The following is a 24,695-nucleotide window of genomic DNA, read 5'->3' as shown; positions in this document are numbered from 1 at the left end:
ATTTGGGGTCGGACTTTGATCTAGACCAAAGTCGGGGCAAGGTCACGCCTCATGATCGAAGATTCGCCCTTTGTCGCGGCCGCACCGGTGCTGGTGCCGATGCCCGCCGAGCGCCCCTACACCTATGCCGTGCCGGCTGGCATGCGCGTGGTGCCGGGCTCGATCGTGCGCGTTCCGCTTGGGCCCCGCCAGGTCGCCGGCATCGTCTGGGACGGCGCCGTCGAAAAGGTCGACGCGAAGAAATTGCGGCCGATCGAGCAGGTTTTCGACTGCCCGCCGATCGACCGCGCGATGCGGCGTTTTGTCGATTGGGTGGCGCAGTACACGCTGTCGCCGCCCGGCATGGTGGCGCGCATGCTGCTCAGGGCGCCGGAGGCGTTCGACCCGGAGCCGTGGATCGAAGGGCTGCAGCGCACGTTCGCCAAGCCCGACCGGATGACGGAGGCGAGGACGCGCGTGCTGGAGACGGCCGAAGGCGGACTTGCCTGGACGCGATCCGGCCTGGCGCATGCGGCAGGCGTGTCGTCGACGGTGGTGGACGGGCTGCGGGTGCAGGGCGTATTCCAGACGGTGATGATCCCGCCGCGGCCGGTGGTCGCAGCACCCGATCCCGGCTACGCCGTGCCTTCACTGATGCCCGACCAGAGCGATGCCGCCGAGACGCTGCGCGCCAATGTCGCGACCGGTACATTCGGCGTCACCCTGCTCGACGGTGTAACCGGATCCGGCAAGACGGAGGTCTATTTCGAGGCGGTCGCGGCCGCGCTCGATCGCGGCAAGCAGGTGCTGATCCTGCTGCCGGAAATCGCGCTGACCCACGCCTTCCTCGAACGCTTCCAGGAGCGGTTCGGCGCCAAGCCGGCGGAGTGGCACTCGGACCTGCCGCCAAGGATGCGCGAAAAGGTCTGGCGGCAGGTAGCGGAAGGCGGCGTGCGGGTCGTCGCAGGCGCGCGCTCGGCGCTGTTCCTGCCATTCAGGGAGCTTGGACTGATCGTCGTCGACGAAGAGCACGATCCCGCCTACAAGCAGGAGGATCGCGTCTTTTACAACGCGCGCGACATGGCCGTGGTGCGCAGCCATATCGGCGGCTTTCCGGTCGTGCTCGCCTCGGCGACACCGTCGGTCGAAAGCCGGGTCAATGCCAGCCAGGGCCGCTACAGCAGGGCGGTGCTTTCGGCGCGCTTTGCCGAGGCGGCACTTCCCGATCTCAAGACGATCGACATGCGCCGCGCGCCGCCGGCACGCGGCGGCTTCCTGTCGCCTGTACTGCTCGGCCATATACGGCAGACGCTGGAAAGAAAGGAACAGTCGCTGCTGTTCCTCAACCGGCGCGGCTATGCGCCGCTGACGCTCTGCCGGGTCTGCGGCCACCGCTTCGGCTGTCCGGTCTGCTCGGCCTGGCTGGTCGAGCACCGCTTTCGCGGCCAGCTCGTCTGCCACCACTGCGGGCACAATGAACGCCGGCCCGAAGCCTGTCCGGAATGCGGCACGCTCGATCATCTGGTCGCCTGCGGGCCAGGCGTCGAGCGCATCGCCGAGGAGGTCGTCGCGCATTTCCCCGATGCCCGCACCATCGTCTTGTCGTCCGACCTGATGGGCGGCGTGCGGCGGCTGCGGCTCGAGCTTGAAGCCATCGCCAATGGCGAGGCCGACATCGTCATCGGCACACAACTCGTCGCCAAGGGCCATAATTTCCCCAACATGACGCTGGTCGGTGTGGTCGATGCCGATCTCGGCCTTGCCAATGGCGACCCGCGCGCCGCCGAGCGCACCTTCCAACTGCTCAGCCAGGTGACCGGCCGCGCCGGCCGCACCGGCAAGAAAAGCCTCGGCCTGCTGCAGACCTTCCAACCCGACCACCCGGTGATGCGCGCGATCGTCTCAGGCGATGCCGAGGCCTTCTACGAGCGCGAGATCGCCGAGCGTGAGCGGGCGGGGCTGCCGCCCTTCGGCAGGCTCGCCGGCGTCATCGTCAGCGCGGCGACACGGGCCGAAGCCGAAGGGCACGCCCGTGGCCTGCGTCGCGCCGCGCCGCAGGCCAGCGACCTGTTCGTGCTCGGCCCGGCCGAGGCGCCGCTGTCGTTGATCGGCGGCCGCCATCGCTTTCGCCTGCTGATCCAGGGCGAACGGCGCGCCGACATGCAAGGGTTCATTCGCACCATGCTGGCCGAGGGACCGAAGATAAGGGGCTCGGTGCGAGTCCAGGTCGACATCGACCCGCAGAGCTTTTTGTGAAGGGGCTCAGAGGACAGGCTTCCGTAAATTGCCGATGCCCATCTGGCGTATGTCTCTTGCTTCGTTAGAATGCCCGAAATTTTGAATATCCATTTACGAGGGGACAACATGGAATTTGCGTTTCCGTGGCCGATGAGCCAGGGCGAGTGGCTGGCATGGTCGAGCGCCGTGGTGACCTTGCTGTTCGGCCTGCTGCTGTTCCTGGCGCCAGGATTGGCCTTCCGGATCCTGCGGCTGCAGGTCAGACCGGAGAAGGCAGCGGCGATCGCCGAGGGGCGCGGCCGGATGTCGGGCTTCTATCTCGGCCTCAGCCTGTGCTGCATCCTCCTGGCGCAGCCGCTGCTCTATATGGCGCTCGGCTTCTCCTGGCTGTTCACCGCCTTCGGCCGGCTGCTGTCGATGATGTCGGACGGCGCCAACACGCCGTTCAACTGGGCATCCATCGTCGTCGAGCTGGTGCTGGCGGCGCTGCCTCTGGCCTTCGCCTTCGGCTTTTTGCCCTGAATCAGGGATCAATCCGGGGTTGGTTGCTGAACTCGGCCGGCGGATGCGACAATAGTGCCTGAAAACCATGCCGGACGACGCATTGCGGTCTGAAAATGCCTGTGCTAGACGGCAATCGACTTTCGACCGGGGATAGCGGAAGCCGCGCCTCCGTGCTTGGAAAAATGCAGTAAGGTCAAAGATTTAGCCAGAGTTTTTGCTCGCGCCAACAATCTGCGGCCTGTCAGACAAGAGAAAAGACGGTCCGTGGCCCAATCGTCATCGCCAATCTCAGGTGTCGCAGAACGCTATGCGGGTTCGCTGTTCGAACTCGCGCTGCAGGCCAATTCGGTCGCCAGCGTCGAGGCCGACCTCAATAGGTTCGAAACGATGCTCGAAGGCAGCGCTGACCTTTCGCGGCTGATCAGGAGCCCTGTCTTCTCCAGCGAGGACCAGGCCAAGGCGATCGCCGCGATCGCCGACAAAGCGGGGATCACCGGCCTCACCGGCAATTTCCTGCGCGTCGTTGCCCAGAATCGCCGGCTATTTGCCGTGCCCGGCATGATCAAGGCGTTCCGCCAGATCGCCGCCGAACACCGCGGCGAGACCGCCGCCGAGGTTACCTCGGCGCATGCGCTGACGCCTGCCCAGGAAACCGAGCTGAAGGCAGCGCTGAAAAGTGTCGCCGGCAAGGATGTGGCGATCACGGTCACCGTCGATCCGTCGCTGCTCGGCGGACTGGTGGTCAAGATCGGCTCGCGCCAGATCGATACGTCGCTCAAAACCAAACTCAATTCGCTCAAGCTTGCACTGAAAGAGGTCGGCTGATGGACATCCGCGCCGCGGAAATTTCCGCAATTCTGAAAGACCAGATCAAGAATTTCGGCAAGGAGGCCGAGGTCTCCGAAGTCGGCCAGGTGCTGTCCGTCGGTGACGGTATCGCCCGCGTCTACGGCCTCGACAATGTCCAGGCCGGCGAGATGGTCGAGTTCCCCGGCGGCATCCGCGGCATGGCGCTCAACCTCGAAGCCGACAATGTCGGCGTTGTCATCTTCGGCGCCGACCGCGACATCAAGGAAGGCGACACCGTCAAGCGCACCGGCGCCATCGTCGATGCGCCCGTCGGCATGGGCCTGCTCGGCCGCGTCGTCGACGCGCTCGGCAACCCGATTGATGGCAAAGGCCCGATCCAGGCCACCGAACGCAAGCGCGTCGACGTCAAAGCGCCCGGCATCATCCCGCGCAAATCGGTGAACGAGCCGATGTCGACCGGCCTCAAGGCCATCGACGCGCTGATCCCGGTCGGCCGCGGCCAGCGCGAACTGGTCATCGGCGACCGCCAGACCGGCAAGACCGCGATCATCCTCGACACCATGCTCAACCAGAAATCGGTGCACGACAACGGCCCTGAGAAGGAAAAGCTGTACTGCGTCTATGTCGCCGTCGGCCAGAAGCGCTCGACGGTGGCGCAGTTCGTCAAGGTCCTGGAAGAGCGCGGCGCGCTCGACTATTCGATCATCGTCGCCGCGACCGCCTCCGATCCGGCGCCAATGCAGTTCCTGGCGCCGTTCACCGCCTGCACCATGGGCGAATATTTCCGTGACAACGGCATGCACGCGCTGATCAGCTACGACGACCTGTCGAAGCAGGCCGTCGCCTATCGCCAGATGTCGCTGCTGCTGCGCCGTCCGCCGGGCCGCGAAGCCTATCCCGGCGACGTTTTCTACCTGCACTCGCGCCTGCTCGAGCGCGCCGCCAAGCTCAATGACGAAAACGGCGGTGGGTCGCTGACGGCGCTGCCGATCATCGAAACGCAGGCCAACGACGTGTCGGCCTATATCCCGACCAACGTCATCTCGATCACCGACGGCCAGATCTTCCTGGAAACCAATCTGTTCTTCCAGGGCGTGCGCCCGGCGGTCAATGTCGGCCTTTCGGTGTCGCGCGTCGGCTCCTCGGCGCAGATCAAGGCGATGAAGCAGGTTGCCGGGTCGATCAAGGGCGAGCTCGCGCAGTACCGCGAAATGGCTGCTTTCGCGCAGTTCGGCTCCGATCTCGACGCCGCCACGCAACGCCTGCTCAACCGCGGCTCGCGTCTGACCGAGCTGTTGAAGCAGCCGCAATTCTCGCCGCTCAAAGTCGAGGAGCAGGTCGCGGTGATCTTCGCCGGCGTCAACGGCTATCTCGACAAGCTGGCGGTCAACCAGGTCGGCAAGTTCGAGCATGGTCTGCTGTCGCATATGCGCTCGGCCGGCAAGGACGTGCTCGACGGCATCCGCAAGGAGAAGGCGCTGTCCGACGATCTGCGCGCCAGGCTGAAGGCAGAAATCGACGCCTTCGCCAAGACCTTTGCTTGAGCAGGACGGACGGGATCAGGTTTGAAGCATGCCTTCGTTAAAAGACCTTCGTAACCGTATCGCCTCGGTCAAGGCGACGCAGAAGATCACCAAGGCGATGCAGATGGTCGCCGCGGCGAAGCTGCGTCGCGCGCAGGAAGCGGCGGAAGCGGCGCGTCCCTATTCGGAGCGCATGGGCGCGGTGCTGGCCAATATCACCCAGGCGATCGGCGGCGGCGGCGATGCCCCGGCGCTGATGACCGGCACCGGCAAGGACGACGTGCATCTGCTTGTCGTCTGCACGGCCGAACGCGGTCTGTGCGGCGGTTTCAATTCGCAGATCGCCCGCTTTGCCCGCGACCACATCCGCAAGCTTCTGGCCGACGGCAAGCAGGTCAAGATCATCTGCGTCGGCAAGAAGGGGTTCGACATATTGCGCCGCGACTACGGGGCGCTGATCATCGAGCGTGTCGACCTGCGCGAGGTCAAGACGCTGGGCTTCGTCAATGCCGATGCCATCGCCAAGAAGGTGATCCACCTGTTCAACGAAGGCGGCTTCGACATCTGCACGCTGTTCTATTCGCAGTTCAAGTCGGTGATCAGCCAGATCCCGACGGCGCAGCAAATTGTCCCGGCGGGCGCGCCTGCGGCTGGCGCGGAAGTGAAGGACGGCGGCAGCGCCGTCTACGAATACGAGCCGGAGCCGGGCGAGATCCTCTCCGATCTCATCCCACGCAACATTTCCGTGCAGGTTTTTCGCGCGCTGCTCGAGAATGCTGCCGGCGAGATGGGCGCCAAGATGAGCGCCATGGACAATGCGACGCGCAACGCCGGCGACATGATCAACAAATTGTCGATCACCTACAACCGCCAGCGGCAGGCGCAGATCACCAAGGAATTGATCGAAATCATTTCGGGCGCCGAGGCGCTCTAGGCACGCCCACAAGGAGGTCATCGACCTCAAGCGTGTGAGAAACAAAGAGACGAAAAGGGTAAAGACGATGGCGAAAGCAGCGACCCCGAAGACGGCAGCCCCTAAGGCCGCGGCACCAGCGAAGGCTCCGGCAGCAGCAAAGGCCGCTCCGGCCAAGAAGGCGGCAGCAACCAAGGCCGCCGCTGTGAATACGCCGGCCGCCACCATCAAGAAAACCGGCCTGGCAGGCAAGGTTCGCCAGGTCATCGGCGCCGTTGTCGACGTCCAGTTTGGCGAACATCTGCCGGCGATCCTGAACGCGCTTGAGACGATCAACGTCGGCAATCGCCTGGTGCTAGAGGTGGCCCAGCATCTCGGCGAAAACACCGTGCGCTGCATCGCCATGGACTCGACCGAAGGTCTGGTCCGCGGCCAGGACGTCTATGACACCGGTGCACCGATTACCGTGCCGGTCGGCCCGGGCATGCTCGGCCGCATCATCAACGTCATCGGCGAGCCGGTCGACGAGGCAGGCCCGGTCGACGGCATCGAGATGCGCTCGATCCACCAGCCGGCGCCGACCTATGTCGAGCAGTCGACGGAAGCGCAGATCCTGGTCACCGGCATCAAGGTGCTCGACCTGCTGGCCCCCTATGCCCGCGGCGGCAAGATCGGCCTGTTCGGCGGCGCCGGCGTCGGCAAAACGGTGCTGATCCAGGAACTGATCAACAACGTCGCCAAGGCGCATGGCGGCTTCTCGGTGTTCGCCGGCGTCGGCGAGCGCACCCGCGAAGGCAACGACCTCTATCACGAGTTCATCGAGTCCGGCGTCAACAAGAAGGGCGGCGGCGAAGGCTCCAAGGCCGCGCTCGTCTATGGCCAGATGAACGAGCCGCCGGGCGCCCGCGCCCGCGTCGGCCTGACCGGCTTGACGGTTGCCGAATATTTCCGCGACCAGGGCCAGGACGTGCTGTTCTTCGTAGACAACATCTTCCGCTTCACGCAGGCGGGCTCGGAAGTGTCGGCGCTGCTCGGCCGCATTCCTTCGGCCGTGGGCTACCAGCCGACGCTGGCTACCGACATGGGCGCGCTGCAGGAGCGTATCACCACGACGACCAAGGGTTCGATCACCTCGGTGCAGGCGATCTATGTGCCGGCCGACGACCTGACCGACCCGGCACCGGCGACCTCGTTCGCCCACCTCGACGCGACGACCGTGCTCAACCGCGCGATTTCGGAAAAGGGCATCTATCCGGCCGTCGATCCGCTCGATTCGACCTCGCGCATGCTCGACCCGATGGTTGTCGGCGAAGAGCATTACCAGGTCGCCCGCCAGGTGCAGTCGATCCTTCAGCGTTACAAGTCGCTGCAGGACATCATCGCCATCCTGGGCATGGACGAGCTGTCGGAAGAGGATAAGCAGACCGTGGCCCGCGCCCGCAAGATCGAGCGCTTCCTGTCGCAACCCTTCTTCGTCGCCGAAGTGTTCACCGGCGCACCGGGCAAGCTGGTCGACCTCGCCGACACCATCAAGGGCTTCAAGGGCCTTTGCAACGGCGATTACGACCATCTGCCGGAGGCCGCCTTCTACATGGTCGGCGGCATCGAGGAAGCGGTCGAGAAGGCACAGCGCCTGGCCGCCGAAGCGGCCTGATGGTGAATGGTCAATAGTGAATTGTGAATGGGGAGTAGCGGATAGGAAATCGGGGCTGAGTGAAGGTCATTCTTTCTGACCGTTCACCATTCACCATTCACCAGTCGCTAAACTGATCATGCCTGAAGCTTTCAAATTCGAACTGGTCTCGCCGGAGCGCCTCTTGGTTTCCGAGCAGGTCGAATCCGTCGTCATTCCGGGCGCCGAAGGCGAGATGACTGTCATGGCGCATCACGCGCCGGTCATGACCACAATCAAGCCGGGCGTCGTTACGCTGAAGACCGCGCAAGGCAAGGAAGAGCGCTATGTGGTGTTCGGCGGCTTTGCCGACATCGTTCCGGCCGGCTGCACGCTTCTGGCGGAATCGGCGGTAGCCGTCGGCGACATCGACCGCGCCGACCTTGCCCGCCGCATCCAGGAGGCCAGGGAAGACGCCGCCGACGCCAAGGACGACCAGACCCGCAGCAAGGCCGAGCAGTTCCTCAACCAGCTTACGACGCTTGAAGGTGCGCTGTTGCCGGCTTAACAGGCGCCCCTTGCCTTCTCCCCTTGTGGGAGAAGGTGGATCGGCGCGCAGCGCCGAGACGGTTGAGGGGTGTTGGAAGAACTGAGACGGCGGCGATCCCTGGAGCACCCCTCATCCGACCGAGCTCCGCTCGGCCACCTTCTCCCACAAGGGGAGAAGGGGGCTGGTCACACTGTCAGCGTCTCCACGGCGCGCATCACGCCGCGCAGTTCGGCGAGGCCCTTCAGGCGGCCGATGCAGGAATAGCCGGGGTTCACCTTCTTGCCGATGTCATCGACGATGGCATGGCCATGGTCCGGACGCATCGGCACCTGCCAGTCCGCCCTGCCTGCCGCCTTGCGCCGCCGCTCTTCGCCAATCAGCGCCGACACGACCGCCACCATGTCGGTGTCGCCGTCGAGGTGTTCGGCTTCGTGGAAGGAGCCGTCGGGCTCCTTGGTGACGTTGCGCAGATGGGCGAAATGGATGTTTTCGGCGAAGGCCTTTGCCATTGCCGGCAGATCGTTCTGCGCGCCCGCGCCGTAGGAGCCGGTGCACAGCGTCAGCCCGTTGGCCGGCGAAGCGACCGCGTCGAGCAGCGCGCGGGCATCATTGGCGCTGGAAACGATGCGCGGCAGGCCGAACAACGAAAAGGGCGGATCGTCGGGGTGGATCGCCATCCTGACGCCGGCCTCTTCGGCCACCGGCACGATCTCGCGCAGGAAGGCAAACAGGTTTTCGCGCAGGCCTTCGGTGGAGACGTCCTTGTAGAGGTCGAGGGCGCGGCGGAAGCTTGCCCGATCGAAGATGAATTCGCGCGCCGGCACCCAGCCGATCAGGTTGCGCTCCAGCCTTGCCTTGTCGCTGTCGCTCATCCCTTGCAGTCGCACACGCGCGGCCTCGACGCGGGCCGGTGGGTGATCGGCCTCCGCCCCTTCTCGCTCAAGGATGAAGACGTCATAGGCGCAGAGCTCGACGACATCGAAGCGCAGCGCCGTGCCGCCATGCGGCATCGGGTAATCGAGGTCGGTGCGCGTCCAGTCGGTGATCGCCATGAAATTATAGCAGACGGTATTGATCCCGGCGGCGGCGACGGCGCGGACCGACGCCTTGTAATTGTCGATCAGGCTGCGCCAGTTGCCGCTGCGGGTCTTGATGTCCTCATGGACGACGATGCTCTCGACCACATCCCAGGTCAGGCCTGCTGCCTCGATGTCGGCCTTGCGCCTGGCGATCTCGTCCGCCGGCCAGGCGCGGCCGTCATTGAGGTGATGCAGCGCGCTGACGATGCCGACGGCGCCGGCTTGACGGACATGGGCAAGCGTCACCGGATCGTCCGGCCCGAACCAGCGCCAGGTCTGTCTCATGGCTTCTCACTCCCTATGCCAAGCGCCGCGAAGGCAGCGGCAGGTCCGCCCCGCCGCAGGCGCTTGAGATGGGCTGCCGTCAGATCGATCAGTGTCATGCGGTGGGAATGGTCCTTGGCGAAGCCGGCGAGATCGAATATCGCTGTCACCGTTTCATCAGCCGGCCGGCTGCCGAGCGCCGTAAGCCGAGCGTCGATCGGGTCGGTAAAATGGGCTTCCGGCAAGGTTTTGCCGCGCGCCTCGCAAGCGGTGATCCAGGCCGCCACCACCAGCATGAGATGCGCGGGCGGGTCACCGGCACCCAGCCGATCGAGGGCCGAGGCGACGATGCGCTGCGGCAGCTTCTGGCTGCCGTCATTGGCGATCTGCGCAGTGCGATGGGCGAGCGCGGTGTTCGAATAGCGTTCGGCGAGCTGGGCCGTGTAGCCGGCCGTATCGAGCCCGGCGTCCTGCGGCAGCGTCGGGATGGCCTCGGCCCATAGTCCGTCGACGAATTGCCGGATCGCCGGATTGGCAAAGGCGCGGTCGACCGTGTCGTAGCCGCTGAGCAGGCCGAGATAGGCGATTGCCGAATGCGAACCGTTGAGCAGCCGCAGCTTCATGTCCTCGAAGGGCCCGACGTCGCCGACCATGGTGGCGCCGAACTTTTCCCAGGCCGGCCTGCCAGCCGGGAAATCGTCTTCGACCACCCATTGGCAGAACGGCTCGGTCATCACCGGCCAGGCATCCTCGACGCCGAGCTCGACGGCGATACGCGCCCGGTCGGCGTCGGTAGTCGCCGGCACGATACGGTCGACCATGCTCGACGGAAACGCGACGCCGTCGGCGATGTGTGCGGCGAGCCTGGCATCGCCTGAAGTGGCGAGCCTGGCATCGCCTGAAGTGGCGAGCCTGGCATCGCGCAGTGCGGCGAATTCGACCAGCAGGCGGTGCAGCGTGGCGCCATTGGCCGGAAGGTTGTCGCAGCAGAGCACGGTGAAAGGCTGGATGCCGGCGGCACGGCGGCGCGACAGCGCCTCGGTCAGGAAACCATGCGCCGTCCGTGGCATTTGCGGGTTGGCCAGATCATGGACGATGTCGGGGTGGGTATTGTCGAGGCCGCCGCCGGCTGCCCTCAAATAGGCCTTTTCGGTGATCGTCAGCGTGACGATGCGGGTGCGCGGATCGGTCAGGGCGGCGAGCACCGCAGCCGGATCTTCCGGCGCCACCAGCAGCGACAGGATCGAGCCGACGACGCGCAGCTCTTCGCCGATGCTGCTCCTGATCGCCAGCGTGTAGAGGCCATCCTGCGGCTCCAGTGCGTCGCGCGTGTCAGGACTGCGCAAGGACACGCCGACAATGCCCCAGTCCGCCTCTCCCGCCGCCAGGCAGTCGTCGACATAGGCCGCCTGGTGGGCGCGATGGAAGGCACCGACACCGAGATGGACGATGCCCGGTGCGCCGCCGCCGCGGGCGTAGCGCGGAACCGTGACCGAAGCCGGCAGTGCCTTCAGCGTGCTGTTGGAAAGGCGTCTATTGGTCATTGCGCCACGTGTCTGATCGAGATTGTTGGGTCACTGCTGTCAGGCGGCGTAACACCCGATGCCGTCACGCACAATGGGCAATGGCCGACGAAAAGTCATCATACAACAACCCAGTTTTTGTATGTTGACATTATTTCTTTCCAACCCTACCGATGTCCGGATTGGGAGGATTTGCGTGGCCGCATTGACGGATCCGGATTTGCTGTTTGCCGCCGAGGCGCGCCCGCGTTCGCTGGCCCGTGATCTCTACGCCGCGGTCAAGGACCTGCCGATCGTCAGCCCGCACGGCCACACCGATCCGCGCTGGTATGCGCTCAACGAGGCGTTTCCCGATCCGGCGCAGTTGCTGATCGTGCCGGACCACTACATTTTCCGCATGCTGTTCAGCCAGGGCGTTCGGCTTGAGGAGCTTGGGGTGCCGACGCTTGACGGCTCGCCGGTGGAAACCGACGGCAGAACGATCTGGCGGCGCTTCGCCGAGCATTATTACCTGTTCCGGGGTACGCCGACCCGGCTGTGGTTCGACCATGTGCTTGCCCATCTGTTCGGCATCGACGAGCCGCTGACGGCCGCAACCGCCGACCGCCATTACGATATGATCTCGACCTTGCTGCAGTGGGAGAATTTTCGCCCGCGAGCGCTGTTCGAGCGCTTCAACATTGAAGTCATCGCAACGACCGAAGGCGCGCTCGACGATCTCAGATGGCACCAGATGATCCGCGACAGCGGCTGGGAGGGCCGCGTCATCACCGCCTATCGGCCGGATGCGATCGTCGATCCCGACTTCGAAGGGTTCTCGGCCAATCTCGACCGGCTTGGCGAGATCACCGGGTGCGATACCGGCAATTGGACAGGCTATCTCGAGGCGCACCGCCAGCGGCGCGCCTTCTTCAAGAGTTTCGGTGCGACTTCCTCCGATCACGGCCATCCGACGGCCGAAACCGCCAATCTCTCGGATGCCGCCGCGCAGGAGCTGTTCAACCGCATCCGCCGGGGCTCGGACGACGAGCGCGAGCGAAAGCTGTTCCGCGCCCAGATGCTGACCGAGATGGCCAAGATGAGCCGCGACGACGGGCTGGTCCTGCAGATCCATCCCGGCTCCTGGCGCAATCATTCGCCGGCTATCTTTCACAAGTTCGGCAGGGACAAAGGCTTCGATATTCCGACCCGAACCGACTATGTGACGGCGCTGAAGCCGCTGCTCGACTGCGTCGGGCTGGAGCGCGACCTCACCATCATCCTCTTCACGCTCGACGAGACCAGCTATGCGCGCGAGCTGGCGCCGCTCGCCGGCGTCTACCCGGCATTGAAGCTCGGCCCGGCCTGGTGGTTCCACGACAGCCCCGAAGGCATGCGCCGGTTCCGTGAGATGACCACCGAAACGGCCGGTTTCTACAACACCGTCGGTTTCAACGACGACACCCGCGCCTTTCCATCCATACCGGCCCGCCATGATGTGGCGCGCCGGGTCGATTGCGCATATCTGGCGCGTCTCGTCGCCGAGCATCGGCTCGGCGAGGACGAGGCGCACGAGCTGGCGCAGGAACTTGCCTATACGCTCGCGAAAAAGGCGTACCGGCTCTAACGGCGCTTGCCGCCATCGTTCAAACGGGAGGAAACCAATGCTGCATTTTTCAAGACTGGCGGGAGCTACGCTACTTGCCGCCGCACTGCTGGCCGGATCGGCAAGCGCCCAGACGGTCCTGCGCTCGTCCGACACGCACCCGGACGGCTATCCGACGGTCGAGGCGGTCAAATATTTCGGCGAGCTGGTGAAGGAGCGCACGGCCGGCCGCTATGTGGTCGAGATCTATCCTTCCGCGCAACTCGGCGAGGAAAAGGACACGATCGAGCAGGTGCGTACCGGCGTGATCGATCTCAACCGCGTCTCGATGGCGCCGTTCAACGGGCTCATCCCGGAGACCACCGTGCCCTCGCTGCCCTACATCTTCCGTTCGGAAGAGCATATGCACAAGGTCATGGACGGGGCGATCGGCGACCAGATCGCGGCGGCGTTCGACCAGGTCGGGCTGGTGCTGCTCGCCTTTTACGACGGCGGCTCGCGCTCCTTCTACAATTCGAAGAAGCCGATCAACACCGTGGCCGACATGGCCGGGATGAAGTTCCGCGTCATCCAGTCCGACATCTTCGTCGACATGGTGGCGGCACTCGGCGCCAACGCGACGCCGATGCCGTATGGCGAGGTGTATTCGGCGATCGAGACCGGAGTCATCGACGGCGCGGAGAACAATTTTCCGAGCTACGACACCGCCAAGCATGCGGAAGTCGCCAAGTACTATTCGCTCGACGAGCACACGATGGTGCCGGAAGCCTTTGTCATGGCGAAGTCGAGCTGGGACAAGCTGACGCCGGAAGACCAGGCGATCTTCAAGGCGGCCGCCAAGGAGAGCGTCGCCAAGCAGCGCGAGTTGTGGACCGCCAAGGTCAAGGAATCGCGCGCCAAGGTCGAGGCGGCCGGTTCGCAGATCACGACGCCGGACAAGCAGCCCTTCATCGACGCGATGGGGCCGGTCTACGAGAAGCACGTCAAGGACGACAAGCTGAAGGCCATGGTCGAAGCCATCAAGGCCGTGCAGTGATCAAGCGGCGGCGCGGACATTCCGTGCCGCCATCCTCCTGGGGAGAAAACCGGTGACTTCCAGCCCAAGACCAACACCGCTCCTGTCCGGCGTCGCGCAAGTGATGTCGCGCGTCAGCACGGCGGCGCTGTCGATCGCCGGCATCGGGCTGGTGCTGATGACCGCCTTCGTCGCCTGGCAGGTGTTCGGCCGCTATGTTCTGAACCGCTCGCCGAGCTGGACCGAGCCGGGCTCGGTGATGCTGATGAGCTGGTTCATTTTCCTCGGCGCTGCCGTCGGTGTTCGCGAGAACTACCATCTTGGCTTCGACGTCCTGCTCTACGTGCTGCCGAAAGGCGGCAAGCGCTGGCTGCGGATGATTTCGGATATTGTCGCGCTCGCCTTCGGCATCGGCATGATCTGGTATGGCAGCCAGCTGGTCGCATTGACCTGGGGCTCCGTCTTGCCGTCACTCGGCATATCGGGGGGCTGGGACTATGTCCCGCTTGTCGCGGGAGGCGCGCTCATCGTGCTCTTCACGCTGGAGCGCATCGTGCTTCGCCTCTCCGGCGCGCCGATCGACGATGCCCTCGATGAACTGCCGCCAGCCGAAGTCGCAGCCGAACTCGACACCGCCAACGTGAAGGTCTGACGCCATGGAACTGTGGATTCTCTTCGGCGTCTTCACCCTGCTGATGCTTATCGGCACGCCGATCGCTTTCTGCCTCGGCGTCGCAAGCCTCGCCACCGTCCTCTATATGGGCCTGCCGCCGCTCATCGTGTTCCAGCGCCTGAATTCCGGCATGAGCGTCTTTTCGCTGCTGGCCATTCCGTTTTTCATCTACGCCGGCGACTTGATGGTGCGCGGCGGCATCGCCAGCAAGATCGTTGCCTTCGCCGGCTCGCTCGTCGGCCATTTGCGTGGCGGCCTCGGGCAGGTCAACATTGCAACCGCTACACTGTTCGGCGGCATTTCCGGCTCAGCGGTGGCGGAGGCAGCGGCGGTAGGCGGCCTGATGATCCCGCAGATGAAGGCGCGTGGATATGGAGCGGACTACGCCGTCAACGTCACGTCGATGGCGGCACTGATCGCGCTGCTGCTGCCGCCGTCGCACAACATGATCATCTACTCGATCTCGGCAGGCGGAAAGATCTCGATCGCCGATCTGTTCACGGCCGGTATCATCCCGGGCCTGCTGCTGGCCCTGTCGCTGATGGTCACCGCCTATATCGTGGCGCGCTCCCGCGGCTATCCGACCGAGGCGTTTCCGGGCTTCACCGCGGTCGCGCATCTTTTCGCCGTCGCGGTGCCCGGCCTGCTGCTGATCGCGATCATCTTCGGCGGCGTGCGATCGGGCGTCTTCACCGCCACCGAGAGTTCCTGTATCGCCGTCATCTATGCGCTGCTCGTGACCGTCTTCGTTTACCGGCAGATGACCTGGGAAGGGTTCGTTCATGCCACCCATGGCGCCGTGCGCACCACTGCCATGGTGCTGCTTATCATCGGCATGGCGGCGGCGTTCTCGTGGCTGATGGCCTTCCTGAAAGTGCCGGCAGCGCTCATCGCCTCCATGAATGCGATCTCGGACGATCCGCTGGTCGTGCTTCTGCTGCTCAACCTCTTGATGCTGTTCCTCGGCACGTTCATGGACATGGGGCCGACGATCATCATTTGCACGCCGATCTTCCTGCCCGTGGCGCAGGCCTACGGCGTCGATCCGGTGCATTTCGGCGTCATCATGATCCTCAATTTCGGCATCGGGCTGAACACGCCGCCGGTGGGCGCAGTGCAGTTCGTGGCGTGTGCCGTGGGCAAGATATCCGTCTGGGAATCGATGCGCTCGATCTGGCCATTCTATGGCGCAGGCCTCGTGGTGCTGGCGCTCGTCACTTACATTCCGGCCATTTCGCTATGGCTGCCGAGCGTCTTCAAATAGGGGGTGCGACATGGCATCGGACACTGCCGTCGGGCTCCGCGTCGAACGAAGACCGAAGCTTTCGGAAACCGTCGTCGCGGCGATCCGCAAGCAGCTGCAGGCGGGCGAGATCCAGCCTGGGCAAAAGCTGCCGACCGAGGGCCAGCTGACTGAAACCTTCGGGGTCAGCCGCACCGTAATACGCGAGGCGCTGGCCAAGCTTGCCGCGGACGGCCTGGTCGAGCCGCGCCAAGGCGCCGGCGTTTTCGTCACCGAGCATATCTCGACAGCGTTCGGTGCTCTGACAGCGGAGATGGGCAGCAAGGATTCGATTGCCCTCAACGTGCTCGAAGTCAGGTTGGCGATCGAGATCGAATCCGCCGGGCTCGCCGCCATCCGGCGCAACGCCGCGCAGGAAGCGGCAATCCAGGAAGCCTTCTTCGAGTTCGAACGGCTGCTCCTCAACAGCGAGCCGACTGGACCGGCCGACCTTGCCTTCCACCGCGCAATCGCCAGCGCCACCAACAATCCGTTCTATGTCGAGATGCTCGACGTGCTCGGCCGGCGCGCCATTCCTTGCGATGTGACCTCGCCCTGGTCGACCGAGTTCGCACAGTCCGACGCCTACCAGCGCGGCCTGCAGCGCGAACACCTGATGATCCTCAACGCCATCTCGGCAGGCGATGCCGAAGCGGCGCGGGAGGCGATGCGCGCGCATCTCGGTGCCAGCCAGCAGCGCTATCGCGAGCGCCTGCACGCGCGCCAGATTTTTTATGCCGACTCGGTCAAGGCCGCGGCAACTGAATAAGCAATTGAGGCAGCCCCATGGGACAGCAATGAATCACACCGACAATCATACGGATTTCACCTCCCGCTTCGCCATCGATCCTGTTTCTGCCGCAGCCATGGGAACGGACGAGCTGCGACACAATTTCCTGATCGAGGACTTGTTCCAGCCCGGCCGCATCGGCCTGACCTACACCCATTACGACCGCATGATCGTCGGCGGCGCCGTGCCCGCCGGCGCACCGCTGCCGCTGCAGGCGATCAAGCCGACCGGGACCAAGAATTTTCTCGACCGCCGTGAGATGATCATCGTCAACATCGCCGGTGCAGGCGTCGTCAAAACTGGCGGCCAATCCTACGAGCTGCAGGCGCGCGACATGCTCTATCTCGGCATGGGCACGGATGAGGTATCGTTCGCTGCGACCAATCCGGCAGCGCCGGCTAAGTTCTACCTGCTCAGCGCGCCGGCGCATCAGGGCCACCCCAACCGGCTGATCCGCATCGGCGATGCCAAGCGGCTCGATCTCGGTAGCCAGGCAACCTCCAACGAGCGCTCGATCTTCCAGTTCATTCATGCCGATGGGGTAAAGACCTGTCAGCTTGTCGTCGGCATGACGCAGCTTGCCCCCGGTTCCGTCTGGAACACCATGCCATGCCATGTGCATGACCGGCGCATGGAGGCCTATCTCTATTTCGACCTGCCGGAGGCGGCGCGGGTGGTTCACCTCATGGGCGAGCCGGACGAAACGCGCCATCTCGTCATGCGCAACGAGGAGGCGGTGCTGTCGCCGGGATGGTCGATCCATTCGGGCGCCGGCACCTCCAACTACGCCTTCATCTGGGCGATGGCCGGCGATAATGTCGACTATACCGATGTCGACCTGGTGGCGATGGAGGAGCTCAAGTGAGCGATCTCTCGGCCTTCAGCCTTGCCGGCAAGCGCATCCTCGTCACCGGCGCCAATACCGGCATCGGCCAGGGCATCGCCGTGTCGATCGCCCGCGCAGGCGGCGCGGTCGTCGGCGTCGGCCGGTCGGCGATGGACGAGACGGCGGAGAAGATTGCGGCTGTCGGCGGCCGCTTCGAGGCGGTCCGCTGCGACCTTGGTGATGATGCAGCTGCCCAGGCGATGCTTGACCGCGTCTGGGACGGCACCGGACCGCTCGATGGCCTGGTCAACAATGCGGGCATCATCCGGCGTGCCGATGCGGTCGACCTGACCGAAGCCGACTGGGATGACGTCTTGGGCGTCAATCTGAAGACGGTGTTCTTCCTCAGCCAGAGTTTTGCCAGGCGCGTGCTTGCCGAATCTGGACGGCGTGGCAAGATCGTCAACATCGCTTCGGTGCTGAGCTTTCAGGGCGGCATTCGCGTCGCCTCCTACACCGCCTCCAAACACGGCGTGCTCGGCATCACCCGCCTGCTGGCATGTGAATGGGCGGCAAAGGGCATCAATGTCAACGGCATTGCGCCGGGCTATATCGAGACCAACAACACCGAGGCGCTGCGCACCGATCCCGACCGCAGCGCTTCGATCCTGGCGCGCATTCCGGCCGGCCGCTGGGGCGCGCCGGAAGACATCGGCGACGCAGCCGTCTTCCTGCTGGCGCCAGCGTCCAACTACATGCACGGCGCGGTGGTGCCGGTGGACGGCGGCTGGCTGGCACGATGAACAACAAAAGGTGAGAGTTTGGCGATGACCGGAACCAAAATCTTCTCGCATGCCGGCGAGGCTGCGTGGACGCCGACGCCGGATGGCAACCGCAGGCGCGTGCTCCTGCACACGGATGAGCTGATGATGGTCGAATTCGGTTTCGACAAGGGTGGCGTCGGCGCGCTGCACTCGCACCCGCACGTCCAGGCGAGCTATGTCGCCGAAGGCCGCTTCGAAGTCACCATCGACGGCAGGACCGAAATCCTGGAAGCCGGAAGCAGCTTCATCGTCCCGTCCAACCTTGTCCATGGCGTCAAGGCGCTGGAGGCGGGACGGCTGGTCGACAGCTTTACGCCGCACCGCGCCGATTTCCTCGACTGAGCTGCGGGCCTGAAGATCAGGTAGCCGGTTCTCGGAACAAAAAACCCGCGCCTCCGGAGAGACGCGGGCGTGTTGCCTGGGCGCTTGTGGCGCCGCGGTACTCAAAACATCACCGCAGAACCTGAACCTGCCAAATGATGGTGAAGATAGGATTAACCGCTCCGAAGCGGTGCGATATTCACAGCCAAGGCGAATAGGGGCTGGAACGACGGCCTCATATCGGCCAATGAGAGAGAAGTTCGCCTCAGGCGGTGCCGCGGACAGGACCAGAGGGGTCGATAAATGTTCGAATCTGCTGTCCAGGCAATCACCTGGCGATTCGCCGCGGCATTTCGGCAGGTCGTATCCCCGAAAGTTCTGTAATGCAGGTAGCAGCGAGCATCCCTGCAGAGGATTCCAAACGGCGCGTCCTCAGGGATGTATTCGGCTTCGATGATTTTCGTCTCGGCCAGGCGGCCGTGATGGAGGCGCTGCTGGCCGGGCATCATGTGCTGGCCGTCATGCCGACCGGCGCCGGCAAATCGCTCTGCTACCAGGTCCCGGCGCTGGTGCTGGGCGGGCTCACCATTGTCGTTTCGCCGCTGGTGGCCCTGATGCAGGATCAGGTCGCCGCATTGCGCCTTGCCGGCGTGGCGGCCGATACGATCAATTCCTCGCTCGACCGCGATGCCAATGTCGCTGCATGGCGCCGTGTCGCGGCAGGCCAGACGCGCCTGCTCTATCTTGCACCGGAGCGGCTAATGACGGTGCGAATGCTCGAGGCTTTGACCAAGCTCGATGTCCGGCTGATCGCCATCGACGAGGCACATTGCATCTCCCAATGGGGACCGGCGTTCCGGCGCGAATACGAAGAATTGTCGAGACTACGTGATATCTTCCCGAAAGTGCCGATCATTGCGTTGACGGCGACGGCGGACGAGACGACGCGCACCGACATTGCCGCGCAACTGTTCGACGGGCGCGTCGATACCGTGGTGCTCGGCTTCGACCGGCCGAACATCAAACTAGGCATCGAGCCCAAGCAGGACAGCAAGCGCCAACTGCTCGGCTTCGTGCAGCGCCATGCGGGCCGCAGCGGGATCGTCTATTGCCTGTCACGCAAAAAGACCGAAGAGATGGCGGCGTTCCTCGAGCGGAACGGCGTACGCGCGCTGGCCTATCATGCCGGCATGAGCAAGGACGCGCGTGAAGCGAATCAAAACGCTTTCATGACCTTGTCCGGCGTGGTGATGGTGGCGACCATCGCCTTCGGCATGGGGATCGACAAGCCGGACGTCGCCTATGTCTTCCACACCGACCTGCCGGGCAGCTTGGAGGCCTATTATCAGGAAATCGGGCGGGCGGGCCGCGACGGGCGGGCGGCCGAGGCACATATGCTGTTCGGTCTCGGCGATATACGCATGCGCCGGCTTTTCATCGAAGACGAGGATGCGCCGGCTGAGCACAAAAGGCGCGCGCATGGCCGGCTCGAAACGCTGATCGGTTATTGCGAGACGACGCAGTGCCGGCGTCAGATCCTGCTTGGCTATTTCGGCGAAAACGCCTCGCCTTGCGGCAATTGCGACAACTGCCTTGATCAGGCGCCGCATGCGGATGGCGAGGCGGAGGCGCGGATCATCCTGGCGGCGATCGCACAGACCGGCGAGCGCTTCGGCGTCGCCCATGTCGTCGATGTCCTGCTCGGCCATGAGACCGAGAAGGTCCTGGACAGGAACCACCACAGGCTTGCCAGCTTCGGCACCGGTGTCGCGCATAAAAGGAGTTTCTTGCTGTCGCTGCTCCGCCAACTCGTCGCGGGAGGGTTCCTGACATTGGACTCAGCCGGCCATGGCGGCCTCGCCATTGCCGAGAAGGGCCGTGCGCTGGCTCGGGGCGAGGCCTCATTCCGGTATCGCGTGGACGCGCGCCAGTCATCGCGAGGCAAGATACGCAACATACAGGATACCGCAGCAGGCACGCAAGGTCTGGATTCGGTGCTGCTGGCCGCGCTCAAGGCTGTACGGCTGCGTCTTGCCCGGGAACGCCAGGTGCCGGCCTTCGTGATCTTTTCGGATCGTACACTGATCGATATGGCCGAACGCTGCCCGCGTGATCTGGACGCCTTCGCCGCGGTCAACGGCGTCGGCGCCGCCAAGCTCAAGGATTTCGGCGAGATATTCCTCGGCGCGATCGCTGCGCATCAATCCGGTGTGTCGGCGTGAGGGTAGCCAAAAATCAAACTCGCAATTGCGCGACACTGTAACAGGTTAGTTTGCCAGGCAGCATTTCTTTGCTTTCTTGCCGCTTCCACAGGGACACGGATCATTGCGTCCGACATGGCGCCAAGGATTTGTGACCGGCGCTGTCAATCTCGATAACTCGTCGAGCCAAGTTTGTTCCGGCAAGGGCGATTGCCAATCTTCCTCGCCAAAATACTCAAGGTGGCTGGTCCATTCCAACGCTTCAAGCACGTCGTCGATATAGCCGAGAGCGGCGCGCTCGAATCGATCGATGTCGTTTGGGCTTTGCTCGGCGGCCAGGAGATCGTCTTCGAAATCGCGGCGGTCGATTACCCCTTCGGGGATGCGGCCGTCGTTCCATGCGCTGTGAACAAGTGACGCCAGATCGCGCAAGCCAAGCAGGGCGATCGCCCCCAGCCAGGCGATCCAGGCGAAATCGTCGTCATCGGCCAGCCTCTCGGTGTGGAACCGCTCGAGAAAATCTCGCATTCGGTCACGCTCGATGCGGCCTTCCCAGGTCAGGAAGGTCGCTGCGCCCAAAACTGCATCGCGGACGAATTCATCGACGGAGCGGTCGCTGATCAAGCTGAACAAAGCGCCGGCGTCGCCATCAAATACGCCGGCGACGATACGCGCCATGCTCTCGGTCACCACGTCGCCGAGCAGGTCATCGAGGTCGCGTCCCGGCCGGCGCAGCAGGCGCAACAAGGGCCCGAACGTTCTAGTGTCGCGAGCGCCGCCCAGAATGTAGATGCCTCGCAAGAGCAGCATCTGATCATCCCGCGACAGAGCCTCTCCTTCGGCCGCTCTTGTGACGACGGCACGCAGCGCGGGAGCCGATTCTTCAATCCTCGCTATGCAGTGAATGATTGCGACATCCGGCAATTGCTGCTCGTTTGCCACGGCATGTAGTTGATCTTCTATCGGACCGAGATCGAAGCCGGGCTTGCCCCGGCCAAGGACGGAGTCCAGTTCTTCCTTCTTCATGGCATCCTCGCTGCCGTTCGCGCTTGCCAAATCTACGACAGGCCGGCTGCCTTTCAACAGTTCATCCGCACAAACGGCAAATTCCTGTGCAGAAAGTGCCAGACGGGGCGAGTTCGATCTCGACACAGCTCTATCCTGAACTGACCTGTGGGACGAGGATCGGCCAGCAGCCAAGCAAGCATGAGCGAATATCAATACTACGAGTTTCGGGCGGTCGACCGCCCACTCAGCGAAGCGGATCGCCGGGACTTGCGCGATGTGTCGACGCGGGCGCGGATTACGGCCACGAGCTTCACGAATTTCTACGAGTGGGGCGACTTCAAAGGCGATCCGGTCGCGTTGATGCGGCGTTGGTTCGATCTTCATCTCTATTTGGCGAATTGGGGCACCCACCGGCTGATGATCCGGTTTCCAGCGCGATTAATCGACCGGCAGCGTCTCGAGGGATTCCTGCATGCGGTCGATTGCCTCGAGATCAGCACGTCCGGCGAGAACCTGATCGTCGATATCCTGTGCGAAGAACTGGAACCTGCGGACGATTGGGATAATTGGGACGACGACTCGCACTGGCTCGAAGCACTGGCGCCGCTGCGCGCCGACGTGCTCGGCGGCGATCTGAGGCTTTTCTACCTGCTGTGGCTGAAGGCGGCCGAGATCGGTTCCGTCAAGCCGGACGAGGCGGAGCCTTTGCCGGGGATCGGCCCGATGACGCCCGCGCTCGACGCTTTCGCGCGCTTCTTTCAGCTCGACGCCGACCTCGTCGCTGCGGCGGCCGAGCGTCCCGCCGGCACGACAATGGAATTGTCGCCGGATATGGTCCGGCGTTCAGTCGGCGCCTTGTCCGATCATGAAAAGACGACGCTGCTCGTTCGTCTCGTCGACGGCGATCGGCATGTTGAAAACGAGCTTCGGGCGTTCGTCCGGAATCGCTCGATGTTGAAAGTCTCTGTTGGAAGCCCCATGGCCACTGTTCCCCGCTCGGCCGGCGAACTGCGAGCCCGTGCCGAGGCGATCCGTCAGGCCCGCGAGCGCGCGCAGGAGGAGCAACGAGAGGCTGAAAGAAAACGGCAGGCGGCGGAAGAGGCGCGCGCCCGCCGTATTCGGCTCGATGCGCTCTCGCGGCGCGGCGAAAGCGTCTGGCGTGAGGTGGAGAGCGAGATCGAACGCCGCAACCCTCCCGGCTACGATGAGGCCGCCAGCCTTCTGCTCGACCTCAAGGCAATCGCCGAGGAATGTGGCACGACCCACGATTTTGCTCGCAGGCTGCAGGCGATCCGCGTTCGGCATATCCATAAGAGGCGTTTTATCGAACGGCTAAGAGACGATTAGCACCGGCTTCGTCTCGCCGCGGCAATCGCAGCCTCCTGCTGCCGCAAGCGCTCGATCTTCGCACTCTGGCGGGCAGCCACGGTCGAGGCGACACGCTGCCCTCCCAACAGCCAGCCCGGAATGTTGGTGTGGACGACTTTGCCACGAGCGATGGCTGTCGCCGACATTTCGTCGGCGACCGCGCCTATCGCCACGTTGAGCTCGACGCAACTCATCTTGTCGTATTTCGCAGCATCAAAGGATGCCGGCAAAGGCGATGCGCAACTTCCGACAAACATGAGGCTGCATATCAGAGGCGTGGCCGTGGAGATCGCCTTCATTCCCTTATCAAGCACGTTGATGCCGGACGGGCGGATTTTCGGAGGGTTCTCGATTTAGGGCCGCGAAGCGCTCGCGAGGTTCCGCGTAACTGAAGCATGTGACCTCTACAATACTCTGTGCTGACCGACCTGTTTGTCTTCAAAGAATTCCGAGAGAGCCGCTGCCGTCTTGTCGGGGTGCTCTTCCGGGAAAAAGTGCCCGCCTTGGACAGCGCGTCCTGCCACTCTGTCGGCCCATTTCCTCCAGATGGCCAGCGGCCCGCCTTCTTGCGCATACCAGTTCTCCAGGGCGCCTTCGCCACTCCATAGCGCCAGTAGCGGACAGTCGATGCGACGACCGTTTGCGTGGTCCAACGCGTCATGTTCACGATCGATCGTCGCAGCGGCGCGATACTCTTCGCAGATGGCATGAATATGCGCGGGATCGCGAAGCGCATCAACATAGGCGTTCCTGACCTCTTTGGAGACCATTTTCGCTGACGATCCCCACTGCGTTATTGCATCGTCGACGACAGCATCGGGAGCCGCGCCGATCAGACGCTCCGGTAGGGGCTCCGGCTGGGCAAGAAGGTTCCAGGGCCAGAAGCCAAGCGCCAGTCTGGCATCCGCCCGATCCCATGTTGCGGCGGTGGGGATGATGTCGAGGACGGCGATTTTGAGCACTTTGTCGGGATGGTCCAGCGCCAGGCGATAGGCAACCCGCCCGCCACGATCATGCCCGGCAACCATGAACCGCTCAAAACCCACTTGCTTCATGGCCTGAACCATGTCGCCGGCCATGGCGCGTTTGGCGTATGGGCTATGATCGGCAGAGGAAATCGGACATCCGCTTTGCCCATAGCCTCGAAGGTCGGCGGCGACCACCGTGAAGCGGAGCGCCAAGGCTGCGGCGATATCCCTCCACATCAGATGCGTTTCTGGAAAACCGTGAAGAAGCAGCAGCGGCGGACCGGTGCCTCCGACCCTTGCGAAAATCGTCGTATCGTCCAGTCGTAGGCTGGTGGCTCTGAAACCTGCAAACACCGTCAGCCTCCTCCGCGCCCTTAGGAAAGCTCCCTAAGGGCGCTAACGGCCGCCTGGGGCGAAAACCCCGGCCGCGATGGCCAGGGTTCAAGCCGGCCAGTTGCTAGAATCGAAACCAGACCCAAACGCGCCTGCGGAAGCACCGCCTGCGCCGATAGCCATTTCGCCAGTAAACGCGACAGACCCTTCTCCAAGCGCGCCGGCGGCGCCGGCGCGGCCGGTGCCACCGGCGATGATAGACTGGTTGCAACTCTGCTTGAGTTTCGTCGTCGTCGAAGGTCTCGACATCCGGCGCCTCGAGTTCATCGAGAATGCCGCTTCTGGCAGTTGGAACGCCGGCCACTGCGTTGATTGGCCGAACTGTGCTTGCAAGGGCCGCGGCCCCGGCAATGCCAAACATTCCTGTCAAAAATAGCCGCCGATCCATGGAAACCTCCCAGTCTTCAACCAGCGATAGAACAAGCTAACTATGGGGAGATAGCGCA

At 63.8% G+C, this 24,695-nt stretch carries 22 protein-coding genes; 17 read left to right on the top strand and 5 right to left on the bottom strand.

Annotation, left to right across the window (positions count from 1 at the left end):
- Nucleotides 1–51 precede the first annotated feature (51 nt).
- The 7 genes from NKI58_RS02690 (at nt 52) to NKI58_RS02660 (ending at nt 8,147) form a co-directional block, all read left to right on the top strand.
- Nucleotides 52–2,235, top strand: coding sequence for a primosomal protein N' (locus NKI58_RS02690; RefSeq protein ID WP_023678102.1), 2,184 nt, complete (start codon nt 52–54; stop codon nt 2,233–2,235).
- A gap of 108 nt (nt 2,236–2,343) precedes the next feature.
- Nucleotides 2,344–2,739 (top strand): AGROH133_08824 family phage infection protein, encoded by a 396-nt coding sequence (locus NKI58_RS02685; RefSeq protein WP_023678101.1) that lies wholly within the window; start codon nt 2,344–2,346, stop codon nt 2,737–2,739.
- Between the two features lie 246 nt (nt 2,740–2,985).
- Entirely contained in the window at nt 2,986–3,546 is a 561-nt protein-coding gene (locus NKI58_RS02680) for a F0F1 ATP synthase subunit delta (RefSeq protein ID WP_023678100.1), read from the top strand.
- Entirely contained in the window at nt 3,546–5,075 is a 1,530-nt protein-coding gene (atpA, locus tag NKI58_RS02675) for a F0F1 ATP synthase subunit alpha (protein WP_023678099.1), read from the top strand. Before NKI58_RS02680 ends, atpA begins: the two co-directional genes overlap by 1 nt.
- Nucleotides 5,076–5,103: 28 nt before the next feature.
- On the top strand, nt 5,104–5,988 hold the full coding sequence (locus NKI58_RS02670) for a F0F1 ATP synthase subunit gamma (protein WP_023678098.1): 885 nt from the start codon (nt 5,104–5,106) through the stop codon (nt 5,986–5,988).
- Between the two features lie 67 nt (nt 5,989–6,055).
- The gene (atpD, locus tag NKI58_RS02665; RefSeq protein ID WP_023678097.1) at nt 6,056–7,621 is read left to right on the top strand and encodes a F0F1 ATP synthase subunit beta; all 1,566 of its coding nucleotides are present in this window, start codon (nt 6,056–6,058) and stop codon (nt 7,619–7,621) included.
- 118 nt (nt 7,622–7,739) lie between these two features.
- The gene (locus NKI58_RS02660) at nt 7,740–8,147 is read left to right on the top strand and encodes a F0F1 ATP synthase subunit epsilon (protein WP_023678096.1); all 408 of its coding nucleotides are present in this window, start codon (nt 7,740–7,742) and stop codon (nt 8,145–8,147) included.
- 167 nt (nt 8,148–8,314) lie between these two features.
- Here NKI58_RS02660 and uxuA read toward each other — a convergent pair whose 3' ends face one another.
- Nucleotides 8,315–9,493 carry a mannonate dehydratase gene (uxuA, locus tag NKI58_RS02655; RefSeq protein WP_352783016.1) on the bottom strand — a complete coding sequence of 393 codons (1,179 nt, stop codon included), beginning with the start codon at nt 9,491–9,493 and terminating at the stop codon, nt 8,315–8,317.
- On the bottom strand, nt 9,490–11,016 hold the full coding sequence (locus tag NKI58_RS02650; protein ID WP_352826484.1) for a mannitol dehydrogenase family protein: 1,527 nt from the start codon (nt 11,014–11,016) through the stop codon (nt 9,490–9,492). The genes uxuA and NKI58_RS02650 overlap by 4 nt, the downstream gene beginning before the upstream one ends.
- Before the next feature lie 175 nt (nt 11,017–11,191).
- On the opposite strand from NKI58_RS02650, the gene uxaC reads away from it, so the two are divergent.
- The 9 genes from uxaC to recQ all read left to right on the top strand — a co-directional run bounded on the left by uxaC (nt 11,192) and on the right by recQ (nt 20,533).
- Entirely contained in the window at nt 11,192–12,601 is a 1,410-nt protein-coding gene (gene uxaC / locus NKI58_RS02645) for a glucuronate isomerase (protein ID WP_352636902.1), read from the top strand.
- Between the two features lie 37 nt (nt 12,602–12,638).
- On the top strand, nt 12,639–13,616 hold the full coding sequence (locus NKI58_RS02640; RefSeq protein ID WP_023678091.1) for a TRAP transporter substrate-binding protein: 978 nt from the start codon (nt 12,639–12,641) through the stop codon (nt 13,614–13,616).
- 103 nt (nt 13,617–13,719) lie between these two features.
- Nucleotides 13,720–14,247, top strand: a complete 528-nt coding sequence (locus NKI58_RS02635; RefSeq protein ID WP_023678090.1) for a TRAP transporter small permease — start codon at nt 13,720–13,722, stop codon at nt 14,245–14,247.
- Nucleotides 14,248–14,251: 4 nt separating this feature from the next.
- Nucleotides 14,252–15,532: a TRAP transporter large permease gene (locus NKI58_RS02630; protein ID WP_023678089.1), complete on the top strand. Its 1,281-nt coding sequence runs from the start codon at nt 14,252–14,254 to the stop codon at nt 15,530–15,532.
- Between the two features lie 10 nt (nt 15,533–15,542).
- Nucleotides 15,543–16,319: a FadR/GntR family transcriptional regulator gene (locus tag NKI58_RS02625; protein WP_352574619.1), complete on the top strand. Its 777-nt coding sequence runs from the start codon at nt 15,543–15,545 to the stop codon at nt 16,317–16,319.
- 28 nt (nt 16,320–16,347) lie between these two features.
- Nucleotides 16,348–17,205, top strand: a complete 858-nt coding sequence (kduI, locus tag NKI58_RS02620; RefSeq protein ID WP_352574621.1) for a 5-dehydro-4-deoxy-D-glucuronate isomerase — start codon at nt 16,348–16,350, stop codon at nt 17,203–17,205.
- Nucleotides 17,202–17,969: a 2-dehydro-3-deoxy-D-gluconate 5-dehydrogenase KduD gene (kduD, locus tag NKI58_RS02615; protein WP_352574622.1), complete on the top strand. Its 768-nt coding sequence runs from the start codon at nt 17,202–17,204 to the stop codon at nt 17,967–17,969. The genes kduI and kduD overlap by 4 nt, the downstream gene beginning before the upstream one ends.
- Before the next feature lie 24 nt (nt 17,970–17,993).
- The gene (locus NKI58_RS02610) at nt 17,994–18,332 is read left to right on the top strand and encodes a cupin domain-containing protein (protein ID WP_352574624.1); all 339 of its coding nucleotides are present in this window, start codon (nt 17,994–17,996) and stop codon (nt 18,330–18,332) included.
- A 362-nt stretch (nt 18,333–18,694) separates the two neighbouring features.
- Nucleotides 18,695–20,533, top strand: a complete 1,839-nt coding sequence (recQ, locus tag NKI58_RS02605) for a DNA helicase RecQ (protein WP_352824148.1) — start codon at nt 18,695–18,697, stop codon at nt 20,531–20,533.
- Between the two features lie 45 nt (nt 20,534–20,578).
- Here recQ and NKI58_RS02600 read toward each other — a convergent pair whose 3' ends face one another.
- Nucleotides 20,579–21,664, bottom strand: coding sequence for a DUF1186 domain-containing protein (locus tag NKI58_RS02600; RefSeq protein WP_352824147.1), 1,086 nt, complete (start codon nt 21,662–21,664; stop codon nt 20,579–20,581).
- A gap of 54 nt (nt 21,665–21,718) precedes the next feature.
- Here NKI58_RS02600 and NKI58_RS02595 point away from each other — a divergent pair, with 54 nt between their 5' ends.
- Complete coding sequence (locus NKI58_RS02595; protein WP_352824146.1) at nt 21,719–22,867, top strand: hypothetical protein; 1,149 nt, start codon at nt 21,719–21,721, stop codon at nt 22,865–22,867.
- On the opposite strand, the gene NKI58_RS02590 is transcribed toward NKI58_RS02595, so the two are convergent.
- Entirely contained in the window at nt 22,864–23,118 is a 255-nt protein-coding gene (locus NKI58_RS02590) for a hypothetical protein (protein ID WP_352594357.1), read from the bottom strand. The genes NKI58_RS02595 and NKI58_RS02590 overlap by 4 nt on opposite strands.
- A 174-nt stretch (nt 23,119–23,292) precedes the next feature.
- Nucleotides 23,293–24,210 carry an alpha/beta fold hydrolase gene (locus tag NKI58_RS02585; protein ID WP_352574631.1) on the bottom strand — a complete coding sequence of 306 codons (918 nt, stop codon included), beginning with the start codon at nt 24,208–24,210 and terminating at the stop codon, nt 23,293–23,295.
- Nucleotides 24,211–24,695 lie beyond the last annotated feature (485 nt).

The organism is Mesorhizobium sp. M0522, from assembly GCF_040321085.1.
Classification (GTDB): domain Bacteria; phylum Pseudomonadota; class Alphaproteobacteria; order Rhizobiales; family Rhizobiaceae; genus Mesorhizobium.
This window is presented reverse-complemented; position numbering and strand designations above follow the sequence as displayed.

Excerpts from the sequence above, each read along its gene's own strand:
- NKI58_RS02690 (WP_023678102.1), top strand. The coding sequence starts at position 52 with ATGATCGAAGATTCGCCCTTTGTCGCGGCCGCACCGGTGCTGGTGCCG.
- NKI58_RS02685 (WP_023678101.1), top strand. The coding sequence starts at position 2,344 with ATGGAATTTGCGTTTCCGTGGCCGATGAGCCAGGGCGAGTGGCTGGCA.
- atpA (WP_023678099.1), top strand. The coding sequence starts at position 3,546 with ATGGACATCCGCGCCGCGGAAATTTCCGCAATTCTGAAAGACCAGATC.
- NKI58_RS02670 (WP_023678098.1), top strand. The coding sequence starts at position 5,104 with ATGCCTTCGTTAAAAGACCTTCGTAACCGTATCGCCTCGGTCAAGGCG.
- atpD (WP_023678097.1), top strand. The coding sequence starts at position 6,056 with ATGGCGAAAGCAGCGACCCCGAAGACGGCAGCCCCTAAGGCCGCGGCA.
- NKI58_RS02660 (WP_023678096.1), top strand. The coding sequence starts at position 7,740 with ATGCCTGAAGCTTTCAAATTCGAACTGGTCTCGCCGGAGCGCCTCTTG.
- uxuA (WP_352783016.1), bottom strand. The coding sequence starts at position 9,493 with ATGAGACAGACCTGGCGCTGGTTCGGGCCGGACGATCCGGTGACGCTT.
- NKI58_RS02650 (WP_352826484.1), bottom strand. The coding sequence starts at position 11,016 with ATGACCAATAGACGCCTTTCCAACAGCACGCTGAAGGCACTGCCGGCT.
- NKI58_RS02640 (WP_023678091.1), top strand. The coding sequence starts at position 12,639 with ATGCTGCATTTTTCAAGACTGGCGGGAGCTACGCTACTTGCCGCCGCA.
- NKI58_RS02635 (WP_023678090.1), top strand. The coding sequence starts at position 13,720 with ATGTCGCGCGTCAGCACGGCGGCGCTGTCGATCGCCGGCATCGGGCTG.
- NKI58_RS02630 (WP_023678089.1), top strand. The coding sequence starts at position 14,252 with ATGGAACTGTGGATTCTCTTCGGCGTCTTCACCCTGCTGATGCTTATC.
- NKI58_RS02625 (WP_352574619.1), top strand. The coding sequence starts at position 15,543 with ATGGCATCGGACACTGCCGTCGGGCTCCGCGTCGAACGAAGACCGAAG.
- kduI (WP_352574621.1), top strand. The coding sequence starts at position 16,348 with ATGAATCACACCGACAATCATACGGATTTCACCTCCCGCTTCGCCATC.
- NKI58_RS02610 (WP_352574624.1), top strand. The coding sequence starts at position 17,994 with ATGACCGGAACCAAAATCTTCTCGCATGCCGGCGAGGCTGCGTGGACG.
- recQ (WP_352824148.1), top strand. The coding sequence starts at position 18,695 with ATGCAGGTAGCAGCGAGCATCCCTGCAGAGGATTCCAAACGGCGCGTC.
- NKI58_RS02595 (WP_352824146.1), top strand. The coding sequence starts at position 21,719 with ATGAGCGAATATCAATACTACGAGTTTCGGGCGGTCGACCGCCCACTC.